Source organism: Enterococcus sp. AZ177, from assembly GCF_050544585.1.
Taxonomy (GTDB): domain Bacteria; phylum Bacillota; class Bacilli; order Lactobacillales; family Enterococcaceae; genus Enterococcus_L; species Enterococcus_L plantarum.
On sequence record NZ_CP172944.1, the window covers coordinates 1,243,699 to 1,265,254 of the forward strand.

Annotated in this window: 22 protein-coding genes; 13 read left to right on the forward strand and 9 right to left on the reverse strand. The window is 35.4% G+C overall.

What is annotated here, in order from left to right; all coding sequences use genetic code 11:
* Positions 1 to 48 precede the first annotated feature (48 nt).
* The 3 genes from clpB to IGJ34_RS06070 all read left to right on the forward strand — a co-directional run bounded on the left by clpB (position 49) and on the right by IGJ34_RS06070 (position 3,798).
* Positions 49 to 2,652, forward strand: a complete 2,604-nt coding sequence (gene clpB / locus IGJ34_RS06060; protein WP_430598377.1) for an ATP-dependent chaperone ClpB — start codon at positions 49 to 51, stop codon at positions 2,650 to 2,652.
* 126 nt (positions 2,653 to 2,778) lie between these two features.
* Positions 2,779 to 3,219, forward strand: coding sequence for a MarR family winged helix-turn-helix transcriptional regulator (locus IGJ34_RS06065; RefSeq protein ID WP_111247407.1), 441 nt, complete (start codon positions 2,779 to 2,781; stop codon positions 3,217 to 3,219).
* Between the two features lie 174 nt (positions 3,220 to 3,393).
* Entirely contained in the window at positions 3,394 to 3,798 is a 405-nt protein-coding gene (locus tag IGJ34_RS06070; RefSeq protein ID WP_069654533.1) for an organic hydroperoxide resistance protein, read from the forward strand.
* 54 nt (positions 3,799 to 3,852) lie between these two features.
* On the opposite strand, the gene IGJ34_RS06075 is transcribed toward IGJ34_RS06070, so the two are convergent.
* Genes IGJ34_RS06075 through IGJ34_RS06090 form a run of 4 tightly spaced genes read right to left on the reverse strand, consistent with a single transcriptional unit; the run spans position 3,853 to position 6,550 of the window.
* On the reverse strand, positions 3,853 to 4,530 hold the full coding sequence (locus IGJ34_RS06075) for a hypothetical protein (protein ID WP_430598378.1): 678 nt from the start codon (positions 4,528 to 4,530) through the stop codon (positions 3,853 to 3,855).
* Between the two features lie 19 nt (positions 4,531 to 4,549).
* On the reverse strand, positions 4,550 to 5,029 hold the full coding sequence (locus IGJ34_RS06080) for a nucleoside 2-deoxyribosyltransferase (protein WP_111247408.1): 480 nt from the start codon (positions 5,027 to 5,029) through the stop codon (positions 4,550 to 4,552).
* Between the two features lie 28 nt (positions 5,030 to 5,057).
* Entirely contained in the window at positions 5,058 to 5,294 is a 237-nt protein-coding gene (locus tag IGJ34_RS06085) for a DUF7662 domain-containing protein (RefSeq protein ID WP_206848796.1), read from the reverse strand.
* 35 nt (positions 5,295 to 5,329) lie between these two features.
* Positions 5,330 to 6,550 carry a GNAT family N-acetyltransferase gene (locus tag IGJ34_RS06090; RefSeq protein WP_069654529.1) on the reverse strand — a complete coding sequence of 407 codons (1,221 nt, stop codon included), beginning with the start codon at positions 6,548 to 6,550 and terminating at the stop codon, positions 5,330 to 5,332.
* 325 nt (positions 6,551 to 6,875) lie between these two features.
* Here IGJ34_RS06090 and lepA point away from each other — a divergent pair, with 325 nt between their 5' ends.
* The gene (lepA, locus tag IGJ34_RS06095) at positions 6,876 to 8,711 is read left to right on the forward strand and encodes a translation elongation factor 4 (protein ID WP_069654528.1); all 1,836 of its coding nucleotides are present in this window, start codon (positions 6,876 to 6,878) and stop codon (positions 8,709 to 8,711) included.
* 72 nt (positions 8,712 to 8,783) lie between these two features.
* On the opposite strand, the gene IGJ34_RS06100 is transcribed toward lepA, so the two are convergent.
* Both IGJ34_RS06100 and IGJ34_RS06105 read right to left on the reverse strand, forming a co-directional pair.
* A complete protein-coding gene (locus tag IGJ34_RS06100; protein ID WP_430598379.1) occupies positions 8,784 to 9,902 on the reverse strand; it encodes a M56 family metallopeptidase in 1,119 nt (372 codons plus the stop codon).
* Entirely contained in the window at positions 9,899 to 10,273 is a 375-nt protein-coding gene (locus IGJ34_RS06105) for a BlaI/MecI/CopY family transcriptional regulator (RefSeq protein ID WP_069654526.1), read from the reverse strand. The genes IGJ34_RS06100 and IGJ34_RS06105 overlap by 4 nt, the downstream gene beginning before the upstream one ends.
* A gap of 190 nt (positions 10,274 to 10,463) precedes the next feature.
* Between IGJ34_RS06105 and IGJ34_RS06110 the strand changes: the two genes are divergently transcribed.
* The 4 genes from IGJ34_RS06110 (at position 10,464) to IGJ34_RS06125 (ending at position 13,477) form a co-directional block, all read left to right on the forward strand.
* Positions 10,464 to 11,369: a DUF5067 domain-containing protein gene (locus IGJ34_RS06110; protein WP_430598380.1), complete on the forward strand. Its 906-nt coding sequence runs from the start codon at positions 10,464 to 10,466 to the stop codon at positions 11,367 to 11,369.
* 40 nt (positions 11,370 to 11,409) lie between these two features.
* Positions 11,410 to 11,913 carry an LURP-one-related/scramblase family protein gene (locus IGJ34_RS06115; RefSeq protein WP_069654524.1) on the forward strand — a complete coding sequence of 168 codons (504 nt, stop codon included), beginning with the start codon at positions 11,410 to 11,412 and terminating at the stop codon, positions 11,911 to 11,913.
* Between the two features lie 54 nt (positions 11,914 to 11,967).
* Complete coding sequence (locus IGJ34_RS06120; protein WP_430598381.1) at positions 11,968 to 12,945, forward strand: DUF3829 domain-containing protein; 978 nt, start codon at positions 11,968 to 11,970, stop codon at positions 12,943 to 12,945.
* 331 nt (positions 12,946 to 13,276) lie between these two features.
* Positions 13,277 to 13,477, forward strand: coding sequence for a cold-shock protein (locus IGJ34_RS06125; RefSeq protein WP_010772775.1), 201 nt, complete (start codon positions 13,277 to 13,279; stop codon positions 13,475 to 13,477).
* Positions 13,478 to 14,042: 565 nt separating this feature from the next.
* Here IGJ34_RS06125 and IGJ34_RS06130 read toward each other — a convergent pair.
* Positions 14,043 to 15,407 (reverse strand): TrkH family potassium uptake protein, encoded by a 1,365-nt coding sequence (locus IGJ34_RS06130; protein ID WP_430598382.1) that lies wholly within the window; start codon positions 15,405 to 15,407, stop codon positions 14,043 to 14,045.
* Between the two features lie 271 nt (positions 15,408 to 15,678).
* On the opposite strand from IGJ34_RS06130, the gene treP reads away from it, so the two are divergent.
* Together treP and IGJ34_RS06140 are read left to right on the forward strand one after the other, a co-directional pair.
* The gene (treP, locus tag IGJ34_RS06135; RefSeq protein WP_430598383.1) at positions 15,679 to 17,145 is read left to right on the forward strand and encodes a PTS system trehalose-specific EIIBC component; all 1,467 of its coding nucleotides are present in this window, start codon (positions 15,679 to 15,681) and stop codon (positions 17,143 to 17,145) included.
* Positions 17,146 to 17,336: 191 nt separating this feature from the next.
* Positions 17,337 to 18,341, forward strand: a complete 1,005-nt coding sequence (locus IGJ34_RS06140) for a nucleoid-associated protein (RefSeq protein WP_010761098.1) — start codon at positions 17,337 to 17,339, stop codon at positions 18,339 to 18,341.
* 55 nt (positions 18,342 to 18,396) lie between these two features.
* On the opposite strand, the gene IGJ34_RS06145 is transcribed toward IGJ34_RS06140, so the two are convergent.
* Positions 18,397 to 18,750 carry a YxeA family protein gene (locus tag IGJ34_RS06145; RefSeq protein WP_069654520.1) on the reverse strand — a complete coding sequence of 118 codons (354 nt, stop codon included), beginning with the start codon at positions 18,748 to 18,750 and terminating at the stop codon, positions 18,397 to 18,399.
* A 182-nt stretch (positions 18,751 to 18,932) separates the two neighbouring features.
* On the opposite strand from IGJ34_RS06145, the gene IGJ34_RS06150 reads away from it, so the two are divergent.
* Together IGJ34_RS06150 and IGJ34_RS06155 are read left to right on the forward strand one after the other, a co-directional pair.
* On the forward strand, positions 18,933 to 19,637 hold the full coding sequence (locus IGJ34_RS06150) for a zinc metallopeptidase (RefSeq protein WP_430598384.1): 705 nt from the start codon (positions 18,933 to 18,935) through the stop codon (positions 19,635 to 19,637).
* An 81-nt stretch (positions 19,638 to 19,718) separates the two neighbouring features.
* On the forward strand, positions 19,719 to 20,054 hold the full coding sequence (locus IGJ34_RS06155) for a hypothetical protein (RefSeq protein ID WP_069654518.1): 336 nt from the start codon (positions 19,719 to 19,721) through the stop codon (positions 20,052 to 20,054).
* A 40-nt stretch (positions 20,055 to 20,094) separates the two neighbouring features.
* On the opposite strand, the gene IGJ34_RS06160 is transcribed toward IGJ34_RS06155, so the two are convergent.
* Positions 20,095 to 20,949, reverse strand: coding sequence for a helix-turn-helix domain-containing protein (locus tag IGJ34_RS06160; protein WP_430598385.1), 855 nt, complete (start codon positions 20,947 to 20,949; stop codon positions 20,095 to 20,097).
* 69 nt (positions 20,950 to 21,018) lie between these two features.
* On the opposite strand from IGJ34_RS06160, the gene tadA reads away from it, so the two are divergent.
* Positions 21,019 to 21,531: a tRNA adenosine(34) deaminase TadA gene (gene tadA / locus IGJ34_RS06165; protein WP_430598386.1), complete on the forward strand. Its 513-nt coding sequence runs from the start codon at positions 21,019 to 21,021 to the stop codon at positions 21,529 to 21,531.
* Positions 21,532 to 21,556 lie beyond the last annotated feature (25 nt).

The following is a 21,556-nucleotide window of genomic DNA, read 5'->3' on the forward strand; positions in this document are numbered from 1 at the left end:
TACAGGATAAATCGATTTGTTCCGCTTTTAAATTTAGGAGGTAATTCTATGAACATCGAAAAAATGACAACGACATTACAAGAGGCAATTGCAGAGGCGCAACAAGTAGCCGTTACTCGTCATCATCAGGAAATAGATATTGCGCACCTATGGAAGATTTTTTTGCAACCTAATCATTTTGGGCGTAATTTTTATACAGATGCAGGCGTTGATGTAGACGCTTTTGAACGAGAAATCGATAAAGCAATCGATGAATACCCAATTATTCAGGGTAGCAACATTCAATATGGTCAAAGTATGAGCCAAAATTTGTTTAATTTATTAGGTGAAGCAGATAAACTTAGAGAGTCATTCCAAGATGAATTTTTAGCAACTGAAATCGTGATTTTAGCGTTGATGAAATTGAAAAACTACCGTTTAACAAGCTATTTAACAAGTCAGGGAATCACAGAAAAAAAATTACGTAAAAATATAGAAGACATGAGAGGGGGAGATCGTGTGACTTCTCAAAATCAAGAAGAACAATACAAAGCTTTAGAAAAATATGGGGTAGATTTAGTACAACAAGTGAAAAGCGGCAATCAAGATCCCATAATCGGCCGTGATGAAGAGATTCGAGATGTGATTCGTATTCTTTCGCGGAAGACAAAAAATAATCCTGTGCTGATTGGTGAACCAGGCGTTGGGAAAACAGCAATTATCGAAGGGTTAGCCCAACGAATCGTTCGCAAAGATGTACCTGAAAATTTAAAAGACAAAACTATCTTTTCATTAGATATGGGTGCATTGATTGCTGGTGCTAAATTCCGCGGTGAATTTGAAGAACGCTTGAAAGCAGTTTTAAAAGAAGTGAAAAAAAGTGAAGGACGTATCATTCTTTTCATTGATGAAATTCACAATATTGTTGGTGCCGGTAAAACAGAAGGTAGTATGGACGCTGGCAATCTATTAAAACCTATGTTGGCCCGAGGTGAATTGCATTTGATTGGAGCAACAACACTAGATGAATATCGCCAATATATGGAAAAAGACAAAGCCTTAGAACGTCGTTTCCAAAAAGTTTTAGTTAAAGAACCAACTGTTGAAGATACAATCAGTATTTTACGTGGCTTAAAAGAACGATTTGAAATTCATCATAGCGTGAACATCCATGACAATGCTTTAGTTGCTGCAGCAACGTTATCTGACCGCTACATCACGGATCGTTTCTTGCCAGATAAAGCTATCGATTTGGTCGATGAAGCGAGCGCAACGATTCGAGTTGAAATGAATTCAATGCCGACCGAGCTTGACCAAGTAACACGTCGATTGATGCAATTAGAGATCGAAGAAGCTGCCTTGAAAAAAGAATCCGATGATGCTAGTAAAAAACGTCTAAATGCATTGCAAGAAGAACTGGCAGATCTTCGTGAAGAAGCGAATGCCATGAAGATGCAATGGGAAACAGAAAAAGAAGAAGTGAATGCTGTCAGCAATAAACGTGGTGAAATCGACAAGGCAAAACATGAATTAGAAGATGCTGAAAACAATTATGACTTAGAACGAGCAGCTGTTTTACGTCATGGTACGATTCCTAAATTAGAAGAAGAGCTAAAACAACTTGAAGAAAAAAATGCTAAAGACAATGTCCGGATGGTTCAAGAAGCCGTGACTGAAAATGAAATTGCACAAGTTGTGGGTCGTTTAACAGGGATTCCTGTAACAAAACTAGTTGAAGGTGAACGTGAAAAACTAATGAAATTGAATGAAACACTTCATAAACGTGTCATTGGTCAAGATGAAGCCGTAGATGCTGTAAGTGATGCAGTAATACGTTCACGCGCTGGTTTGCAAGACCCAAATCGTCCGTTAGGTTCATTCTTATTCTTAGGGCCAACAGGTGTTGGGAAGACTGAACTTGCTAAAGCATTAGCAGAAGACCTATTCGATTCAGAAGACCACATGGTCCGAATCGATATGAGTGAGTATATGGAGAAACATAGTGTGTCTCGTTTAGTTGGAGCACCTCCAGGCTATATCGGCTATGAAGAAGGTGGTCAATTAACGGAAGCTGTTCGCCGCAATCCATATACGATCGTCTTATTAGATGAAATCGAAAAAGCACATCCAGATGTGTTCAATATTTTACTACAAGTCTTAGATGACGGTCGTTTGACTGACTCGAAAGGACGAGTAGTTGATTTCAAAAATACGGTCTTGATCATGACAAGTAATATCGGTTCTCAACTTTTGCTTGAAGGTGTGACCTCAGAAGGAACGATTCCAGAAGAAGTGGAAGAACAAGTAATGACCATTTTACGCGGCAATTTTAAACCAGAATTCCTAAATAGAATTGATGACACAATCCTGTTTACACCGCTAAGCTTAGAAAATGTCAAAGGCATTATCGGAAAAATGACTGCTCAATTGGCAAGACGTTTAGAACATCAAGAGATCGAATTAGTCATTTCTGATGAAGCTAAAACATGGATCGCAGAAAGTGGCTATGACCCAGCTTATGGTGCACGTCCATTGAAACGTTTTATTACAAAAGAAGTCGAAACACCATTGGCAAAAGAGATTGTGTCGGGCAAAGTCTTACCTAAAACCAAAGTAACAATCAGCTTGTTAGGTGAACAATTAGTTTTCAAAAATGAACCGATAGAAGAATAAAATCAAAAATGAGATAGCCTGTTTAAGCGGCTGTCTCATTTTTTCGCGTAAGTATAAAATATTGATTTTAAAAACGATATTGTGTAGAATCTAACTATTATATTAAGCAATTAAAAGAGGGATCCAGTGGCTAAAAAAAACAGACGACTAGAAGAGCAATTGTGTTTTTCATTACAAACGGCTTCAAAGCAATTTAATAGGATGTATGCGAAAGCATTAAAACCATTTCAGTTAACCTATCCTCAATACTTGGTGTTACTAGTTTTATGGGAATATTCAGATCAGCGGATTTCAGACATTGGAGAAAAACTTGCGCTGGATACAGGAACATTGACACCGATGTTGAAAAGAATGGAAAAAAATGGGTACATTAATCGAAATAGATTACCTGAAGATGAACGCATTGTGATCATTTCACTTTCTGAAAAAGCAATTCAGTTAGAGACTGCAATTTATGATCAAGTAGAGGGATGCCTGACTCAGCTGGATTTTAATGAAAAAGAGTATTTTGCTTTGATCGAACAAGTCAACTCTTTAAGCAAGCAAATTGGCAGTATCGACCAATAACAGATAGATTATCAAGATTTCAAGAAGCAATGAGCGATTAAGCGTACACTTTTTGCAGTCTTTTTATTAAAAAAATCACTACAGTTGAAGCAAACTAATGTACATCTGTATAAATATTGTGTACAATTTAATTGTACGATAGAGCTATGATAATAAGAATTGGAGGAATGAATCATGAAAAAAATCTATTCAACAACAATCATCAATACTGGCGGAAGAGAAGGGGAAGTCTTTTCACCAGATAAATCATTCAGTTATCAAGTAACTTCGCCTGGACCTCATCAAGAAAATAAAACGAATCCAGAACAATTATTTGCAGCAGCGTATAGCTCTTGTTTCAACAGTGCATTAGAACTTGTAATGGCTAATCAAAAAATCACATCAAAAAGCACAGTAAAAGCTACCGTTTCTTTATTCAGTGATGAAGAATCTGGATTCCAAGTTGGCGTGGTTCTGTCAGTGAAAATCGATGATGTCGATCGTGAAACGGCTGAAGCGTTAGTGAAGGCTGCCCATGAAGTATGTCCTTATTCAAAAGCAACAAGAGGGAATATTTCAGTTGAGTTAGAAGTAGAATAATAGCAAGAAAAGCTCAGAATAAAACGAAAAAGTCGTTTAGTTCTGAGCTTATTTTTATTTAGTTACTTTTCTAAATGCATAAGCTTTAAAATAGTCTGGTTTATGTCGTTGAGTAAAACTATAAACCGTTAAAATCAAAGCACCAATCGTATTGGTAAGTAAGTCATCCATGGTATCCATCAAGGCTTCGCGACCGATATATGGCTGTCCAGCTTCTGTCATGTAACGTTGTAAGTTCATATTTCCCAGCGAATCACATAGGAATTCCCAGAACTCCCAGAAAACGCCGCATAATCCAGCGAATGCAAACCCCATGATAATGAATAGCCAAGGACTGATTTTTGAAAAATCTGACTCACGTAAACAATACCCAATGATCGCATACCCCACAGCCACTAACAAAATAGGACTAACGGCATGAAGAATTTTATCCCAAAAGGGCACGATAATGATCAAGCGCAAACCGGTGCCAAGAAAAACGGCGATCCAGATAAAAAACCAATAATACAGGCGGACCATTTTAGGGAAAACCAAACCTGTAAATTTTGTGAAAATAAAAGGGACAAAAATCACAGCAATCCCTGCAATCATTTCAAATGTCAACAGCATATATTGTTCTGTTGGTTGAACGACAAATGTCTTCACGATATTGACGATCAATGTGATAATACCGAACACAAGTAACAAATAAAATGCATTTTTTTCTTGTTTATCCTCAAATTCTAACTTCATAGAAAAGCCTCCGATGTGTTTATTTGTTTAACGTTTGTTTGATTGAATCCAAAAATGATTGCTCATCACTGACGACGGCTCCATTTAATTTTACCAAACCAATTGTATATAGGTTTAGATAATGGAATTGATTTTCAGCAATATCGCCTAAGGCTGCTAATTTCTTTTGATTATTGGCACCTTGTTGGCGTGTATCGGTATAAAGACCGATCATTGGAATATTTTTAGCGTAGGCCACACCAATTTCAGAAGCCACCCCAGCATCGATTGTAATTCCGTCTAAAATAGCAACAAGTAAATCACTTTCAAGTACTTTTTCAGTATCAGCTAGAGCTATCATCTTACTGTCAGCATAGGCTGTCTTATCATTGATCCCTTCATTTTCTTGTGGTAAATAAACCTCGATTGAATCATCTAATTCACGAATTTTTTTTACTAAATATTCATTATAAAGAAGGTCTGCTTTGGCAAACATTGGTCCTGCAAAATATATATTCATTTTTTCACCTCTAAGTTAGTGTATCCTTTTATTTTTTTGAGAAACAGACAAGTTGATTTACTAAATCAACCTTATCCACACGATAGCCATAAGCAGCCCATGCACTTGAAAACGAATGCTCTTTTTTTGTCCACCATGCGCTATACGTTTTAGCTAGTTCAGGCAATCCGTGCTTGTCTATCATTTTTGCCTCTATTTCTGCAAATGATAATGTCATGCTAGTAGTATTGGCTAGCAAAGTTGGAATAACAAGATAGTCCTTCATAAAATCATCCTTTGTTGAGCATTTTTTTAATAGGATCAAAAATAATCGCTAAAATAAGCTTCTTGATCAGGCAAAATTCGCTCTAATGAATGCAATGTTTCTTTATCCGTAGTTAACCGTTCGATTCGATGGAGATAAGTTGGTCGACGGTAATTCATCAATAAACAAGTTAACGTTTGAATATCAATGTGTACAGGCTGCCCCAGAGGTTCATCTGTTACAGATACTTGATCTTCTTCATCCCATAATAAACTAAACACCCCATTATTCCATTCAGCAACTGGATCGCTAACGACAAAATGAAACGGTTTTGCGGTACTGGAATAGGGATATGCTAGCAACATTTCTTTTACATCCACGATTCTAGCCATATAATAAGGCTCAATTGTTTCTTTGATTTGGCTGTCGTCTAACAAAAAGGCTAGGGGCTCGTTTTTATAAATATCGCCTTCAGCCCAATCAATCATTGAGAAATGAGCCGAAATGAAATTCCACAAAGCATTTCGCGCTTCTTGGTTGATGTAAAACATTTCCTTGATATGAAACACATCTTCAGCTACCCAGTAAAATAACACACCTAAAGGTTCTTGATTTGCCCCGTAATAAATTGCAGCTGTACGTTCGTCTTCATTTTCAAATCGCCAGTATTCTTCCCAGTTAAACTCACTACGGATTAAGGCGCCATGATTTTGACGAGCAAATTTTGCATACACAGTAAAGACATCCTCATGATCAACACTCACGCGTTCGATCATTCCAGGAACATTGACTTGTTTAGGCAATTGGGTATCACGAATCTTGAAAGATAATTTATCTGACATGATTTCCCAGCCTTTTCTGCGATAGTAAGGAATACTGTATGGATAAAGATAAGAAATCCATTGTTGATCTTCCCGCATATTTTTAAGAGCAAGATGAATCAGATCCTGCATCAAGCCATGGTTCGCATATTCAGGATAAGTACCGACACCCGTTATACCGCCCATTTTGAAAAGTTTCCCATGAATGTTTACTTCACAGGGGTAAATGGCAATTTGTGAAATCAATTGATCCTCATGAAACCAGCCGAATACTTTTGATTGCTCTAAAATTGGCTGTTTTGATTTTATTAATTCTTTTTTACTTTCATAGCCACTTTCTTCTAAATCAGCTTCCGTAAATTGAAAGACATAGCTTAACAATTCATTAAACTGATCCACATATTTCTCATCTACCGCTTTTAATTCTAAATGTTCTCTGAACTCTTTTTGGTCCATTTTTCCATCTCCAATTGTTTTTCTATTCCCAGTATATCAAAAAAAGGGGAATAAATAGAGTATTAATCACTAAAAAAAGATAAAGAAAGATTTTTTTGTGAAATAAAGGCTTCAAGATGATAGAGCAAATCACGAAGTCTTTTATAAGCTATCAATCGATTTATAAGCATAATAGGGAAACGCGGGAAAGTTCTTTAATTCTGATGGAAATCTTGTTATAATGAAAAGTGCTGATTGAAAATGATCTGAGCGATGAGCCAGTACGATTTGATTGAACAAAATCACAAGCTCATTCAGCTTTTCATAAAAGAAATGAGGACTATGAATGAATATAAATGAAATGAAGCAAAGACAAGAAAAAATTCGTAACTTTTCCATTATTGCTCACATTGACCATGGGAAATCAACGCTTGCTGATCGAATCTTACAAAAGACGGAAACTGTGTCAGATCGCGAAATGCAAGATCAATTGCTAGATGCGATGGATTTAGAGCGTGAACGTGGTATTACAATCAAACTAAATGCAGTTGAATTGACCTATACGGCAAAAGACGGAGAAGACTATATCTTCCACTTGATCGATACGCCTGGACATGTCGATTTTACGTATGAAGTATCAAGAAGCTTAGCAGCCTGTGAAGGGGCTATTTTAGTTGTGGATGCGGCGCAAGGAATCGAAGCACAGACATTGGCGAATGTTTATTTGGCTTTGGATAATGACTTGGAAATTATTCCAGTTATCAATAAAATCGATTTACCAGCGGCAGATCCAGAAAGAGTTCGTACCGAAATCGAAGATGTGATCGGAATCGATGCGAGTGAAGCTGTTTTGGCTAGTGCCAAAGCAGGTATTGGAATCGAAGATATTTTAGAACAAATCGTAGATCTTGTTCCGGCGCCAACAGGGGATCTCGAAGCACCATTAAAAGCACTGATCTTTGATTCAGTTTATGATAGTTATCGTGGTGTTATTTTAAATGTTCGCATTATGGACGGGGTAGTAAAACCTGGCGATAAAATCATGATGATGAATAATAATAAAACCTTCGAAGTGACCGATGTGGGTATTTTTTCACCGAAACCAATCAGTCGTGACTTTTTAATGGTGGGCGATGTTGGTTACATTACAGCAGCAATCAAAACGGTTCAAGATACGCAAGTAGGGGACACTGTAACTTTAGCGGATAATCCTGCAAAAGAACCATTAGCAGGGTATCGTAAAATGAATCCGATGGTCTATTGTGGATTGTATCCAATCGACAATTCACGTTATGTAGAATTACGTGAAGCTTTGGAGAAACTACAATTAAATGATGCTGCTTTGCAATTTGAAGCAGAATCTTCTCAAGCTTTAGGCTTCGGTTATCGCTGTGGATTCTTAGGCTTGCTGCATATGGATGTTATCCAAGAACGTTTAGAACGAGAATTCAATCTTGATTTGATTACAACAGCGCCATCCGTAATCTATCATGTCACTAAAACAGACGGTACAAAAATCGTTGTGGATAATCCAGCTGAATTTCCAGATCAAAGTACAGTAGATTTTGTAGAAGAACCATATGTCAAAGCAACGATTATGGTACCAAATGAATATGTTGGTGCTGTAATGGAAATCTCTCAGCGAAAACGTGGAGAATTTGTGACGATGGATTACTTGGATGAATACCGAGTGAATGTTATTTATGATATGCCTTTATCAGAAATCGTTTATGATTTCTTCGACCGTTTGAAATCAGGAACAAAAGGATACGCTTCATTAGACTATGAAATGATTGGCTACCGTAAGAGTAATTTATCTAAGATGGATATCTTATTAAATTCAGAAAAAGTTGATGCGCTAAGTTTTATTGTGCATAAAGATTTCGCTTTCGAACGTGGGAAAGTCATTGTTGAGAAATTGAAAAAGCTAATCCCTAGACAACAATTTGAAGTACCAGTTCAGGCAGCCATTGGTCAAAAAATCACTGCCCGTTCAACCATCAAAGCACTGCGTAAAAACGTTTTGGCTAAGTGTTATGGTGGGGATATTTCACGTAAACGTAAGTTGTTAGAGAAACAAAAAGATGGTAAAAAACGAATGAAACAAGTTGGTTCTGTTGAAGTACCACAAGAAGCCTTCATGGCAGTTTTGAAAATGGACGAGGATGAACCGAAAAAATAAGAACAAAAAATCCGCTAACTGAACATTCAGAGCGGATTTTTTTGTATAGATTACGTTGGATAAAAAATGTTATTACGAAAAATGCCGACCCAAAGGTTTGCTATTTGTTGTATCTGTTTCAGTGGAACTAGTTTCTGTAGTTTGTTCTTCTAATGTATCCTCGACAGGTGTCGACCTTGTTGTATAGGCACCTAAGCTAAAGGCAAAACCAATCAGTCCAGCAAATGTCAAAAACGTAATTGATTGACGGTTTTTTTTTCTTTTTTGAGCAATTAGCATTGAGTCTAAACGTTTTTTGATTTCGTTAGTATTTTCATAAAGTGTGACCGGACCTACTTTCTCATTGTACCTTCCAGGATGTTTTGCCATTTCAATCAGTGTAGCGCCGTACTGATAAAATTCTTCTTTTGTAAAATGACGTGTAGTCCCCTCATCACAAGCGTACTCACATTCTTGATTCATAACTTTTCCAATAAAATAAACGACTGGATTAAACCAATGAATACATATAATGAATTGCATGAACCATTTGTAATAGATGTCTTTACTTGAATAATGCGTTATTTCATGGGATAAGATATTGTAAAGCTGTTCTTTGCTCAACTTTTCATGAGGCAACACAATATAATTTTTTGTAACACCCAACAGTAAAGGAGAAGAGACTAATGGTGTCGTAAACAGATCGATAGGAGAAGTAATTTTTTTCTCTTCACAAATTTCACTTAGGATATCTAGAATATCTGGATTATCTACGGGTTGCCAATCCGATTTGATGTACTTCGCAAAGCTTTGGTATTTAGTGATTTTATGTATCAGCAGACAAAAAGAAATCGCCAGCCAAAAATATAAGATATACGGTGCGAAAGGTTGTTCTTTACTTCCCAAAATGATATTGTCCTTAAAAATAACATTTTCTCCAATGAAAACAGAAGGTTTTCTTTGAATGGCAGACCCATAGAGCGTTTCATAAAAAGGAGTGGTTTCGAATGACGAAAAGAACCTACCCACAAAACTCTGGTCGGCAGAAAAAGGAAGAATAAAGCGCAAAAGAACAATCAATAATAAATAATAGTGAGAACGTCTTGACATTTTTTTTTGCAAAAATGCGTGAACTATAAGCCAAGCGCCAAATAGAATTGAACCTGAAATACTGAGGGAAATAAGTAAGTTCAATAGTTTTTCAGCAATCATTCTTTATTTTTTTCCCAATAGTCTTTTAAATCTTCTATTTCTTGATTTGAAATTAAGTCATTTTCAACCAACGTAGCGATCAAGCCTTTAACTTCACCCTCATACACTTTTCCAACAAATTCTTTTGTTTCATTTTCGACATAGTCCTTTTCTGTCAACAAGACAATATATTCATTTCTTCTACCTTTTTTTTGAATCTGTAACACCTTTTTTTCAGTTAAACGGGCTAGAAATGTCAAAATAGTATTATTTTTCCATTCAAATTCTTTAGCATGCAATGCATCAACAATTTCAGAAAACATCATGCGCCCGTCATGCGCCCAAATTATTCGTAGTATTTCTAATTCTGAATCAGATATTTTCAGTGCCATAGGGTTCTCCTTTTTTCATAAATAAATGTATCCGTTCGTTCTAACAATCCAATTATAACACGACTATTGACAAAATAGAAAAGTGCATGATAATATAACTACAAGATGTAGGTATAAAGAAAAATCTTATCACTCAATTCCAACGATTAATTTATCAATATCAAAATACTAAAAGCAAAGGAGCGGTAACGTGAAACAAAAAGGGTTGTTATGGATAATTTTTTTAATTGGGATTGGAAGTACAACAGCTTGCTCAATGATGAATAAGACAAAATCAGAAGCTGAGAGGCATTACTCAGATCAAACGATGCCTTCAACTTCGTCTAGCACTTCAGTAAAAGAAAAAGAAGAACTATACAATGAATTGTCCAGGAATGCAAATTTGCCTAAGCTAGTCGAACATTCCACGCAATTTGAGCAAGATATCAGTTTTGTGGCTAAAATGGAAGGCGACCCTAAGCAAGTTGAATCCAAGGATGATACTTTAGATGGACAATGGTATGGATCAATCTTTTTGATGAGAAATCGGAATACGCCGATTTATTTAAATTTGTCTAGTATAAAAAAAGAAAATTGGCCCAAAAGTGGTGATATCCTTCGAATTAAGGGAACGCCGATAGGCTATCTTTATACGAGTTATAAAAATGAACGAGTTGATATGTTGGATATCAAGGCAAAAAAGCTAGAAATAATATCGTATGATAGTAAAGATGTAACTAAAAGTGATACGATTGAAACCGATCAATACAAAGTTGAAATCACGGAGACAGATATTCTGCGAGATGTTTTCGATGAACCAACGCTGGTCATTTACTATAACTTTAAAAATAAAAAAGACATTACGTCGATCCCACCACTTAGAACCTATTTTTTCTTTCGTCAAAATGGCGAATACCTAAAGTCCACGATTTTAGGCGAATTGGACAAACTTAATCCAAAAGCACTTAATAAAGACACTTTAGAGCCAAATGGAGAGATGTTATATTACGAAATCTTTAAACTTCCTAACGAAGAGATACCAGTAAATTTGGAAGTATATGACGATGAATATCACTTACTCAACACATTGGAAATAGCAGTCACTGCAAAGAAATAAAAAGGATGTATAAAAAAAGAGTAAAAAAAGGAGTTTTATGATGAAATATATTATCAAACAAAAATTAGTTGCATTAAAACCAACCTATGAGATTTTAGACGGTTCAGGAAATCCACTATATAAAGTAAAAGGAAGTTTTTTAGGAAGAGAAAAATTTGAAATTACAGATTTAGACGGTCAAACATTGGCGAAATGTGAAACCGATGTCAATTTCTTAAGTATCATTGGGTCATTTTTAAGTTACAATTTCAAAAAATATCATATTTTAGTGGATGATCAAAAAATTGTTTCTATGGCGCGTTCGTTAAATATTTTCAGCTATAAATTTACGATTGACTCACCTATTGGAGAAGTAAAATTAGGCTATGGAATGACAGGCAGCCATCAGTTTACGATGCAGGATAAAATTATTTGTGATATTGATAAAAGAAAACTGACTTTAGGTGGAGATGAATATCATATCGAGATTGATGATGCACATGATCAAAAAGCGTTTTTATTAACAACTATTGCGTTGGATCGCATCTATTATACGAAGCGATAATCTGTTGATAACGAAAGCGATTACGACATAACTAAATAAAGGGATTAGACTAAAATGAAAAATAAGAGTAACGTGTTTGTGGTCTTGTTGGTATTGAATGTGGTCTTTGTTATGACTGGTTGTAATAAGCTTGAAAAGGCAAAAGAAAATTTTGCGAATGACGATTCTTATTCTTCTAAGATAGAAGAAAAAGATAAGTATAATGCCTATGTTGACTTGTTCAATGTTTTGTCAGGTGAATTAGCAAAAATTGAACATTCTTATGCACAGAAACATATGGATGGAGACGGTCAGTTTGTGCCGACAGATGATAAAACTGCACTCGGGTATATAGGAGTAATTGGTTCAGTTCAACGAGCGATAGAAGAAGCGGAAAAAAGACTCTCGACTAAACCCAAAATGGCGATTGATGAGGATGTAAAACCTTTATTGACAGTCCTAAAAAAAGAAGTATTGATTTTAGAAGAAATTGAGAGTTATTATCAGGAAAAAGATTTTTTAAATGATCATGATGAAAAAGGAAAAGAGCTAAATAGTAAATTAGTATCGATCACTAAAGAAATGAACGACCCGATAAAGAATTTCTCCGATAATATGCGAACGTTCATGAGTGAAACAGAGAAGAAAGAGCGAGAAGCTTATAAAAAAGAAGGCAATAAAATTTCATTAGGAATGTTAGAGTTTCTTGATACAGCGAAAGAAGCCAGAGATGTTGTTAGTAACAGCATAGCTGAAGAGGGTAGGATTGATTTAACAACTGAGAACTATGTTGGAGTGAACATTGACGTTTCTAAAGCTTTGGATGAGTTAAAAAAAATACCCACAGATTCAAAAGATATAGAAAAAGAAGGATTTTCTTCAGCCACTTCTAGTATCTATATTGATCGATTTATAGAAAAAGCCTCAGAGTTCAAGAGTCTATCAAACGAACTAGCAGCAAGTTTTGGGGGAGAAGAAGAAGCACTGATTGACGTGATGGAGAAACTATCAAATGGCTATTCAGAGTTAATTGATGTTTATAATAAAATATGATTGCATGAGCGGTCATTATGTAGTAAACTGAACAAGTCTGAAAAATCAATACCTTAACAAATAACTATCCTTATCCCACCTCATTTGAGGTGGGATTTTACTAAGTAAAAGGGATGAAGATGAAGAAGGTAATAAGTTAAATGAGTTTTTTCTCATAAATGAAATCAAATGTATACTTTTACCTAATTTCGTCGTATAATAATAAATGTAGTATAATTGTAATTTAAATTAATAGGTCATTTCATTCGTAAGGGTGTTTTAATTCCTCTTTTTTTTATCACAAAGGTATTGCAAAATTAATCGTGCTAAAAGCACTAGGAGGAACACATTTATGAATACAGGTACAGTGAAATGGTTTAACGCAGATAAAGGTTTTGGCTTTATTACTCAAGATAACGGAACAGATTTATTCGCTCACTTTTCAGCAATCCAAGGTGACGGATTTAAATCTTTAGACGAAGGTCAAAGCGTATCATTTGATATCGAAGAAGGTCAACGTGGACCACAAGCAACAAACATCGTAAAAAACTAATTTAAACCTTTTAGAACGATTCAACGATAGTTGGATCGTTTTTTTGTATTTGAAAAGATGGAAATCGGTCATTAATGTAGAAGTATATTGTTTGCAAAATTATTTATTGCCGAGTATTATACACTTATACCAACAACAACCCTTTTTATTTTTTCATTTTACTCTTTTAGAGTAAAAACTCTTTTTCCCATCTTCTAATGGAGATGGGATGTTTTTTATTACTATCACTTATCAATAGAGCCATATAGGACAGTTTTATCACGAAAGAGAAGCGGAAAATTTTTTTAATATATGAAAAAAGAAACCCTTTTGATCGATTTTTGAAATTTTTTATCGTATACGAGAGTTATTAGTTGATATTAATTTGAAAAAATAGTATTATAAATTCATACCAACAACAACCCTTTTTATTTTTTCATTTTACTCTTTAGAGTAAAACTCCTTTTCCCACCTTCTTTAGAGGGTGGGATTTTTTATTTTAAATAAGCGATGATTAACATAAAAATAATTGAAAAAAGAAACAAAAAAGACACATAAAGAAAAAATTCTTTGTGTGTCTTTTTTATTATCCAATCATTACGCTTTCATCAGGGTATTTAAACTTAGCTTGTTGTTTTTGTCCTCTTGTTAGAAGTGAAAAACCAACCGTATAAATTCCTACTCGGCCAATATACATCAGTAACATAATCATGATTTTTCCAGCAACTGTTAAATCAGGAGTCAAACCCATGGTTAGTCCGACAGTACCAAAGGCAGAAAAGACTTCAAATGCCACATACTCAATACCAGAAGACTCCGGAATCGTTTCAGTGATGGTTAAAATCATGATTGAAATGACGCATAATGTCAATGTGATAAAGAATAAGGTTAAAGCACGAAAGACGGTGCTGTCTCGAATCGTACGCCCATTAAATTCAGCTCGTGTGCGCCCCTTGAAGATTGAAACGATTTGAATGACCAGTACAGCAAATGTTGTCGTTTTTAGGCCACCAGCAGTTGATCCAGACGTTCCGCCCACATACATCAGAAAAATAGTTGTAATTAATCCAGCGTTTGTCATTTGCATATAATCGATGGAATAATAGCCTGCTGTTCTTGGCGTAACCGACATAAAGAATGTATTGGCTAGACGCTCAAAAAAGGTTGTACCAGTTGTTAAATTGCTTGCATTGTGTTCTGTAATAAAAAATAGGATAAAGCCCCCGAGCAGTAAAGCCCCCGTTGTAATCAAAGCAATTTTTGTATGTAAAGAAAACTTTCGTTTCTTTTTAAAGCGCAACAAATCCTGCCATACAATAAAACCAAGACCGCCAGAAATAATCAGAATAGCAATGACGAGCAAAACATATGGCTTTGTTTGATACGGGGTTAAGCTGTCCCCTAATAAATCAAAACCAGCATTACAAAAACTAGAGATAGAATGGAAGAGACCGTAGAAAAGCCCTTTTTTCCAACCAAACTCGGGTACAAATTCAATTGAAAGGAGTGCAGCACCAACTAGTTGAATTACAGCAGCAAATTTAACAACGTATATCATCAAACGAAATGCACCAGACATGTCATCTAAATTCAAAGCTTCCCTTAATAACATTCGTGTACTTAAGGTTATTTTTTTTCGTAAGACAAAATAGAGAAGTACAGGCATCGTCATAAAGCCCAAGCCACCAATTTCAATTAGAACCATAATGATCAATTGTCCATAGGCGTTCCAATGTAAAGCAGTATTAAGTGTTGTTAAACCAGTGACACAAACCGCAGATACGGCTGTAAATAAAGCGTCAATGAATGGCGTGGCATTTCCACTGCGCGAAAATATTGGGAAAGTCAAAAGTATTCCGCCAACAAAAATTAAGACAATAAAACCCAAAGCTAAAACTTGAACAGCTGATAAGCGTTTTTTTAATTTAGTAGCAAGTTTATTTTTTTTCATCTTTCCTCCGGTCATTACTAATGTTATAAACAGTTTTTTTATTTTTATTTGGTAAATCCAAGTGTACCATTTAATGGAATAATTTCCAGTAATTTGAAAAAGTAAAATCATCGCTTTTGTTTTGTGATGTAAGTCTTTGTTCCTATGACGAAAAATAATGCAAAAAAAGTTTTCATTTAAAAAAAGAAAACGCTTGTAAAAAATCAAATAATAAAGTATTATACAAATACAACTTAATTGTATATACAAGTTAAAGAGGGGAGCAAAGGAAATGGGTAAGTTTCAAGAAGACGCAAAAAAACTGTTAGAAGATGTAGGGGGAAAAGAAAATATTGCAGCTGTTTCACATTGTGCAACGCGGATGCGATTTGTTCTAAACGATCCGAATAAAGCAGACACTGCAGCGATTGAGAAGATTCCGTCTGTCAAAGGAACATTTACAAATGCAGGGCAATTTCAGGTCATTATAGGCAATGAGGTACCGCAATTTTATAATGAATTTTCTACTATTTCAGGACTTGAAGGCGTTTCCAAAGAGCAAGGGAAGGCAGCGGCAAAACAAAATCTTAATCCTGTTCAACGAGCAATCTCAGTTTTAGCGGAAATTTTTACACCGTTGATTCCAGCTTTGGTTATTGGGGGATTGATTCTAGGTTTTCGCAATGTATTGGAAGGGATCCCATTTGGTTTTTTAGAGGGTCAGAAAATAGTTGAAGTATCCCAATTTTGGAGTGGCGTCAATTCATTTTTATGGCTGATTGGTGAAGCGATTTTCCAATTCTTACCAGTAGGTATTACGTGGAGTATTACTAAAAAAATGGGCACAACTCAAATTCTGGGGATTGTTTTAGGGATTACGTTAGTATCACCACAATTACTAAATGCATATTCTGTTGCAAGTACAGCCGCCGCAGATATCCCTTTTTGGGATTTTGGTTTTGCTCAAGTAAATATGATTGGGTACCAAGCTCAAGTTATTCCAGCTATGTTAGCAGGATTTTTATTGGCGTATTTAGAAATCTTCTTCAGAAAAGTTATACCACAAGCAGTTTCCATGATTTTTGTACCACTATTTGCACTCGTTCCAACAGTCATTGCCGCTCACGTGATCTTAGGTCCTATTGGTTGGGCAATTGGAAGCTGGATTTCAGATATCGTGAATGCTGGGTTGACCTCATCTCTTAACTGGTTGTTTGGCGCCGTATTTGGTTTTATGTATGCTCCGCTAGTTATTACAGGACTGCATCATATGACGAATGCGATTGATTTACAATTGATTGCTGATTTTCAATCAACCAATTTATGGCCGATGATTGCATTATCAAATATTGCTCAAGGATCTGCTGTATTAGCTGTAGTCTTTATGCACAGAGGAAATAAAGAAGAAGAGCAAGTTTCGATTCCAGCGATGATTTCTTGTTACTTAGGTGTTACAGAACCGGCAATGTTTGGGATTAATTTGAAGTATGTTTACCCTTTTGTTGCAGGTATGATCGGCTCTGCTTGTGCAGGACTATTTTCCACATTGTTTGATGTGAAGGCAATCAGTATTGGGGTTGGTGGATTACCTGGAATTTTATCTATCGTTCCTCAATACTACGTACCATTTTTCGGCGCAATGTTGATTGCAGTCATCATTCCATTTATTTTAACGTATATTTTCAGAACAAAAGGTATTTTTAACAAACTTGATCCTGTCGATGAAGCGACGGGAAACTTGTTTGCTGAAGAAAAATAATAAGAAGTGCGTAAAAAGAGGTTGGGACCTGTAGAGTGATGTCCTAGCCTTTTTTTCGTGGGAACGATCTTTTGCTCGTTTTATTTTTAGTTAGATGAGACAAGTTATTCTATTTTTCATACTAAAAATAGTTGGTTTTTTTTGTTCTTTCGGGTAGACTAAATAGGGCTTAAAAAAAGGGAGAATGACAGATGGATATTTATTTAAAAAGTGCAATTTTACACATTATTGATCGTGAAACAGGAACACCAGTATTTTCAGCAAAGGAATTAGATTTAACCACAGAGTATATTCGTGTTTATCTAACAAGTAAGATAACAAAGCTTTCGACGGCTCAAACAAAAACAGGTATTTTAGCAGAGGAAAGTTCTTTTGTTGATAAAATGAGAGGAATTCCTAATGATTTTATTCAAAAAAGTCAACAGTTGGCTCAACACTGGTATGATGTGTATTCTGGTAGTGAAGATGCGCCGAGTGCAGATGTTCTTTTCATCTTATACGAATTAGATACGGTGATGCATTTAGCAATGATCAAATTAAACTATAAAGAAAGCTACACTCATTATGTGGATTATGAAGATGAGGCTGTTTATAACAAATTGATCATCAATCGAGCTATTTTACCTTCGAAATCACAAAAGCCTGATGAAGGAATGACCGTCAACCTAGATACTTTAGCATACGAGCTCCTAGAAAAACGTTATGAGTTTTCAGGGGAAAAAGTGTGGTATTTTTCAGAAAAAGTGATTGAATCACAGCCAGCTCCTTCTATAGAAGAAAATATGAAAGAAATCAAAAAAGCGGTGAAACGAATTGGTAAAAAATTTAATGAAGATGAATTTGAGTTGATTGCTTCTGTGAAAGAAGCCGTGTATGAAAGTATTGAAGAAACTGGAACGATCGACAATGAACAAGTGGCTGAGTTAGTTTTTAAAGAAAATATTTCAGCACGGATGGCGTATCAAGATGAAGTCAATGAATCAAAATTTGTTGATAAAACACCTCCAGTTCGAGAAGCTAGAGAAATTTCAGAGAAAAAATTTGGGAAGCAAAAATTAAAAATGAGCAATGGAATCGAATTGATCGTACCGATAGAAGTTTATCGAAATGGCGATCTAATCGAATTTGTGAACAACCCAGATGGTACCGTATCGATTGTGTTGAAAAATATTGAAAAAATTAGTAATCAACTGTAACTAAAAAAGGGGTAGGACATGACTCTACGAGTCACGTTCCACCCTCTTTTTAGTCTTAGTTTAATTTTTCTAACGCTTTTTTAGGAACATCTTTTTCAGGAACTTCTTCCCAGCTGAGAACACCTTTTCTAGGATTGATTTTTAATTTTAAATAAGCATTGATTCGCAATGGTTTTGCTCTAACTTCGTATGTTTTTTGAACTGTTTTTTCGCCTTTTTCATCAAATGCGGTGTGCTCATAGTCATACTCTGTATATTTCTCACCGTTTGAAAACTTTCCAGTACTTACCTCAACTGGTTCTCCAACACGAGTATAATAATCCTTGCCACCAAAATAATAATCATAGCCAAACCAAACACCTGCTGTTAAAAGGATGAATGGTAAGATAAAAAATAAAAATTTTTTCATTGTCGTCACCTCTTATGCCTAGTATGCCTGTTTTTGAGGAAATTTGCCATCGGATTATCTTAAAATAATGTGACAATTTTGTTAGAGAAACATTTTTAGAGTTCATAAATTCGTCAAGGTATAGTTATACTTTTTTTAGAAACTCATGATACAATGAAGTAAAGAACAGGAGGAATGAAAAAATGATGCCTTTTTATGCACTATTTGATCCAACCTATATCTTAGTGATTGTAGGATTGTTGATTTCAATGGCTGCGTCAGCTTACGTAAATAGTACGTTTAGAAAATATAACAAAATTCAAAGCCGAAACAATGTAACCGGCACAAAAGCCGCTCAATACATTTTGCAAAAAGAACAGATCAATGATGTCGGTGTGCAACAAATTGCAGGAGATTTGACTGACAATTATAATTCTGGCAACAAGATATTAAGTTTATCAGAAGCGACGGCTCAGTCAACATCTGTTGCAGCAATTGGAGTAGCAGCGCATGAATGTGGGCATGCCGTGCAAGATCATACCGGGTATAGCCCATTGAAAATTCGTGCTGCAATCGTTCCAGTAGCCAATTTTGGCTCCGCGCTGTCATTTCCAATTATTCTAGTCGGCGTACTACTTAGTTGGAACCAAACATTGATCAATATTGGGATTTTGGCGTTTTCTTTGGCATTACTTTTCCAATTAGTGACTTTACCAGTAGAGTTTAATGCGTCTCGTAGAGCGTTAAAAATTCTATCAGATGGCAATATTTTGACAGAAGAAGAAGTACCGATGGCAAGGAAAGTATTATTTGCAGCAGCATTGACCTATGTCGCCGCTGCTTTAGCCACATTTTTACAATTACTGCGCCTGATCATTTTATTTGGCGGAAACAATCGTAGAGATTAAGAATGGTATATTCTGTTTTGTTACCTCAAATTTTGAGAGTGTGTTATCATAAAGATAGATAGTAAGAAGGAGCTGAAAAGAATGAAAACATCAACAAAAATTAGTATTGGTTTAGGTATTGCTGCGGTAGCAGGTGTATCAGTAGCGGTAATTGCATCTGAGAAAATCGTCAAGAAAGTTTACCACGTATCGAATCGATTTAAAGCAAAAAAATTCGTAAATGATAAATTTGGTGGCAACGAAAAATTGCTAGGAATTGTAGATGATTTATCTGATGATGAGCTTGATTCTATGATGAACGTTTTAGGTAAAGTCAAAGACGGTCGAAAAAAAATCTCTTCTTATGGTGAGTCTTTAAAAGACAATACAGAGAATTTGAAAGATCGTTTCGTTAGTTTTGTGGAAGAAATGATGTAAAATAGTAGGCAAACCACTTTCGCAGTGGTTGCCTACTATTTTATTTTGTAATCAATAAATAGCAAAATACTAGGTCATCCATCCGTTTTAAAGAAAGGCCTGTTTGCTCATAAAACTTTTCTAAGCGATAATGCAGTGTATTACGATGCATGTATAAATCTTTGGAAGTAGAACTAATATTCCCTTGGTTCCGCCAAAGAGCAAGGATAATTTGTTGTATCTCACTTGTCAAAACTAGTTGTTTAGCAAACGTCTGAACGATCTGGCTTTGATTCATCGCGTCCTTCGTAAAATAATGTAATACCACATCAGGTAAGGAAAAGGTCGATTTCCCGCGAATAGGATCCGCTTCGGTTTGAAATATCTGTTGTTCTTCTTTAAATAATGCAGGTAAGTGTTCATTGGCTGGGAAAAAATTACCAATAAAAGCTGTCGTAGAAGAATCGAAATCAGCGTCCAAAGTTAAAAATATACTTTGTAATTCTTCTAATTTATAATAGTTTTTTTCATATTTTTCAATTAAAGCGCCATCATTCTCGCTGATAAAAAAGAAATCATCAAGATTTGGGAAGATTTCTTCAATGCTAGTTTCCCATTCAGATTGTAAAAAGGCTTTTGGTTTTTTTAATTGAAATTGTATGATACGAAATGTTCCTTCTAGGTTAAGGGGTGTTCGATCGAATAGATAGCCAAACCAAGGATGTTTGTTTTGATCAATAAAATATTCATTTTCAGGGAACAATGATTTTAATAAATGAATTTCAGTTTCTCGTAACAGTGCTTTATCAAGGACAAAGTATTTTCCATCAATCGGCAATGATAGAGCATTGTTTGTGCCCTTGGCTTGCTGGATTTTTCCGTTAGGATATAATGTAATTAATTCTTCAATAGTCATAGACACACCTCACTGATTTATTGTACCATGAATAAGATAAAAGTATAAAGAACGAGAGGCGGAAATCGCTTGAATGAAAAGACAAGCAGTCTAACGATAGAAGAAAAAGAAACGTTTATGCTGCACGCTATCAAAGAAGCAAAAAAAGCAGAAGCAATAAAAGAAGTACCAATTGGGGCTATTGTTGTTTTAGACGGAAAAATCATTGGACGTGGACATAATCTTAGAGAAGCAAGTCAAGATGCAACAGCCCATGCAGAAATGTATGCAATCAAAGAGGCGTGTACAGCAATCGACAATTGGCGTTTAGAACGTGCTCAATTATTTGTTACGTTAGAGCCTTGTCCAATGTGTAGTGGTGCAATGATTCTTTCAAGAGTCAATGAAGTTTATTATGGTGCAAAAGACCCAAAAGGCGGAACAGCAGGAACCTTGATGAACTTACTGGAAGATCAACGATTCAATCATGTAGCCTATGTTGAAGCTGGAGTTTTGGAGCAAGAATGCGGCGATTTACTCTCAAATTTTTTTAGAAAACTAAGGGAAGAAAAGAAACTTTTAAAAAATCGACAGAAAGACTAGCCAAGCATCAAAAAATGCGGTATAC

What these genes read in the sequence shown, in the direction of transcription:
- clpB (WP_430598377.1), top strand. Translation starts at nt 49, where the DNA reads ATGAACATCGAAAAAATGACAACGACATTACAAGAGGCAATTGCAGAG.
- IGJ34_RS06070 (WP_069654533.1), top strand. Translation starts at nt 3,394, where the DNA reads ATGAAAAAAATCTATTCAACAACAATCATCAATACTGGCGGAAGAGAA.
- IGJ34_RS06075 (WP_430598378.1), bottom strand. Translation starts at nt 4,530, where the DNA reads ATGAAGTTAGAATTTGAGGATAAACAAGAAAAAAATGCATTTTATTTG.
- IGJ34_RS06080 (WP_111247408.1), bottom strand. Translation starts at nt 5,029, where the DNA reads ATGAATATATATTTTGCAGGACCAATGTTTGCCAAAGCAGACCTTCTT.
- IGJ34_RS06085 (WP_206848796.1), bottom strand. Translation starts at nt 5,294, where the DNA reads ATGAAGGACTATCTTGTTATTCCAACTTTGCTAGCCAATACTACTAGC.
- IGJ34_RS06090 (WP_069654529.1), bottom strand. Translation starts at nt 6,550, where the DNA reads ATGGACCAAAAAGAGTTCAGAGAACATTTAGAATTAAAAGCGGTAGAT.
- lepA (WP_069654528.1), top strand. Translation starts at nt 6,876, where the DNA reads ATGAATATAAATGAAATGAAGCAAAGACAAGAAAAAATTCGTAACTTT.
- IGJ34_RS06100 (WP_430598379.1), bottom strand. Translation starts at nt 9,902, where the DNA reads ATGATTGCTGAAAAACTATTGAACTTACTTATTTCCCTCAGTATTTCA.
- IGJ34_RS06105 (WP_069654526.1), bottom strand. Translation starts at nt 10,273, where the DNA reads ATGGCACTGAAAATATCTGATTCAGAATTAGAAATACTACGAATAATT.
- IGJ34_RS06115 (WP_069654524.1), top strand. Translation starts at nt 11,410, where the DNA reads ATGAAATATATTATCAAACAAAAATTAGTTGCATTAAAACCAACCTAT.
- IGJ34_RS06120 (WP_430598381.1), top strand. Translation starts at nt 11,968, where the DNA reads ATGAAAAATAAGAGTAACGTGTTTGTGGTCTTGTTGGTATTGAATGTG.
- IGJ34_RS06125 (WP_010772775.1), top strand. Translation starts at nt 13,277, where the DNA reads ATGAATACAGGTACAGTGAAATGGTTTAACGCAGATAAAGGTTTTGGC.
- IGJ34_RS06130 (WP_430598382.1), bottom strand. Translation starts at nt 15,407, where the DNA reads ATGAAAAAAAATAAACTTGCTACTAAATTAAAAAAACGCTTATCAGCT.
- treP (WP_430598383.1), top strand. Translation starts at nt 15,679, where the DNA reads ATGGGTAAGTTTCAAGAAGACGCAAAAAAACTGTTAGAAGATGTAGGG.
- IGJ34_RS06140 (WP_010761098.1), top strand. Translation starts at nt 17,337, where the DNA reads ATGGATATTTATTTAAAAAGTGCAATTTTACACATTATTGATCGTGAA.
- IGJ34_RS06145 (WP_069654520.1), bottom strand. Translation starts at nt 18,750, where the DNA reads ATGAAAAAATTTTTATTTTTTATCTTACCATTCATCCTTTTAACAGCA.
- IGJ34_RS06150 (WP_430598384.1), top strand. Translation starts at nt 18,933, where the DNA reads ATGATGCCTTTTTATGCACTATTTGATCCAACCTATATCTTAGTGATT.
- IGJ34_RS06155 (WP_069654518.1), top strand. Translation starts at nt 19,719, where the DNA reads ATGAAAACATCAACAAAAATTAGTATTGGTTTAGGTATTGCTGCGGTA.
- IGJ34_RS06160 (WP_430598385.1), bottom strand. Translation starts at nt 20,949, where the DNA reads ATGACTATTGAAGAATTAATTACATTATATCCTAACGGAAAAATCCAG.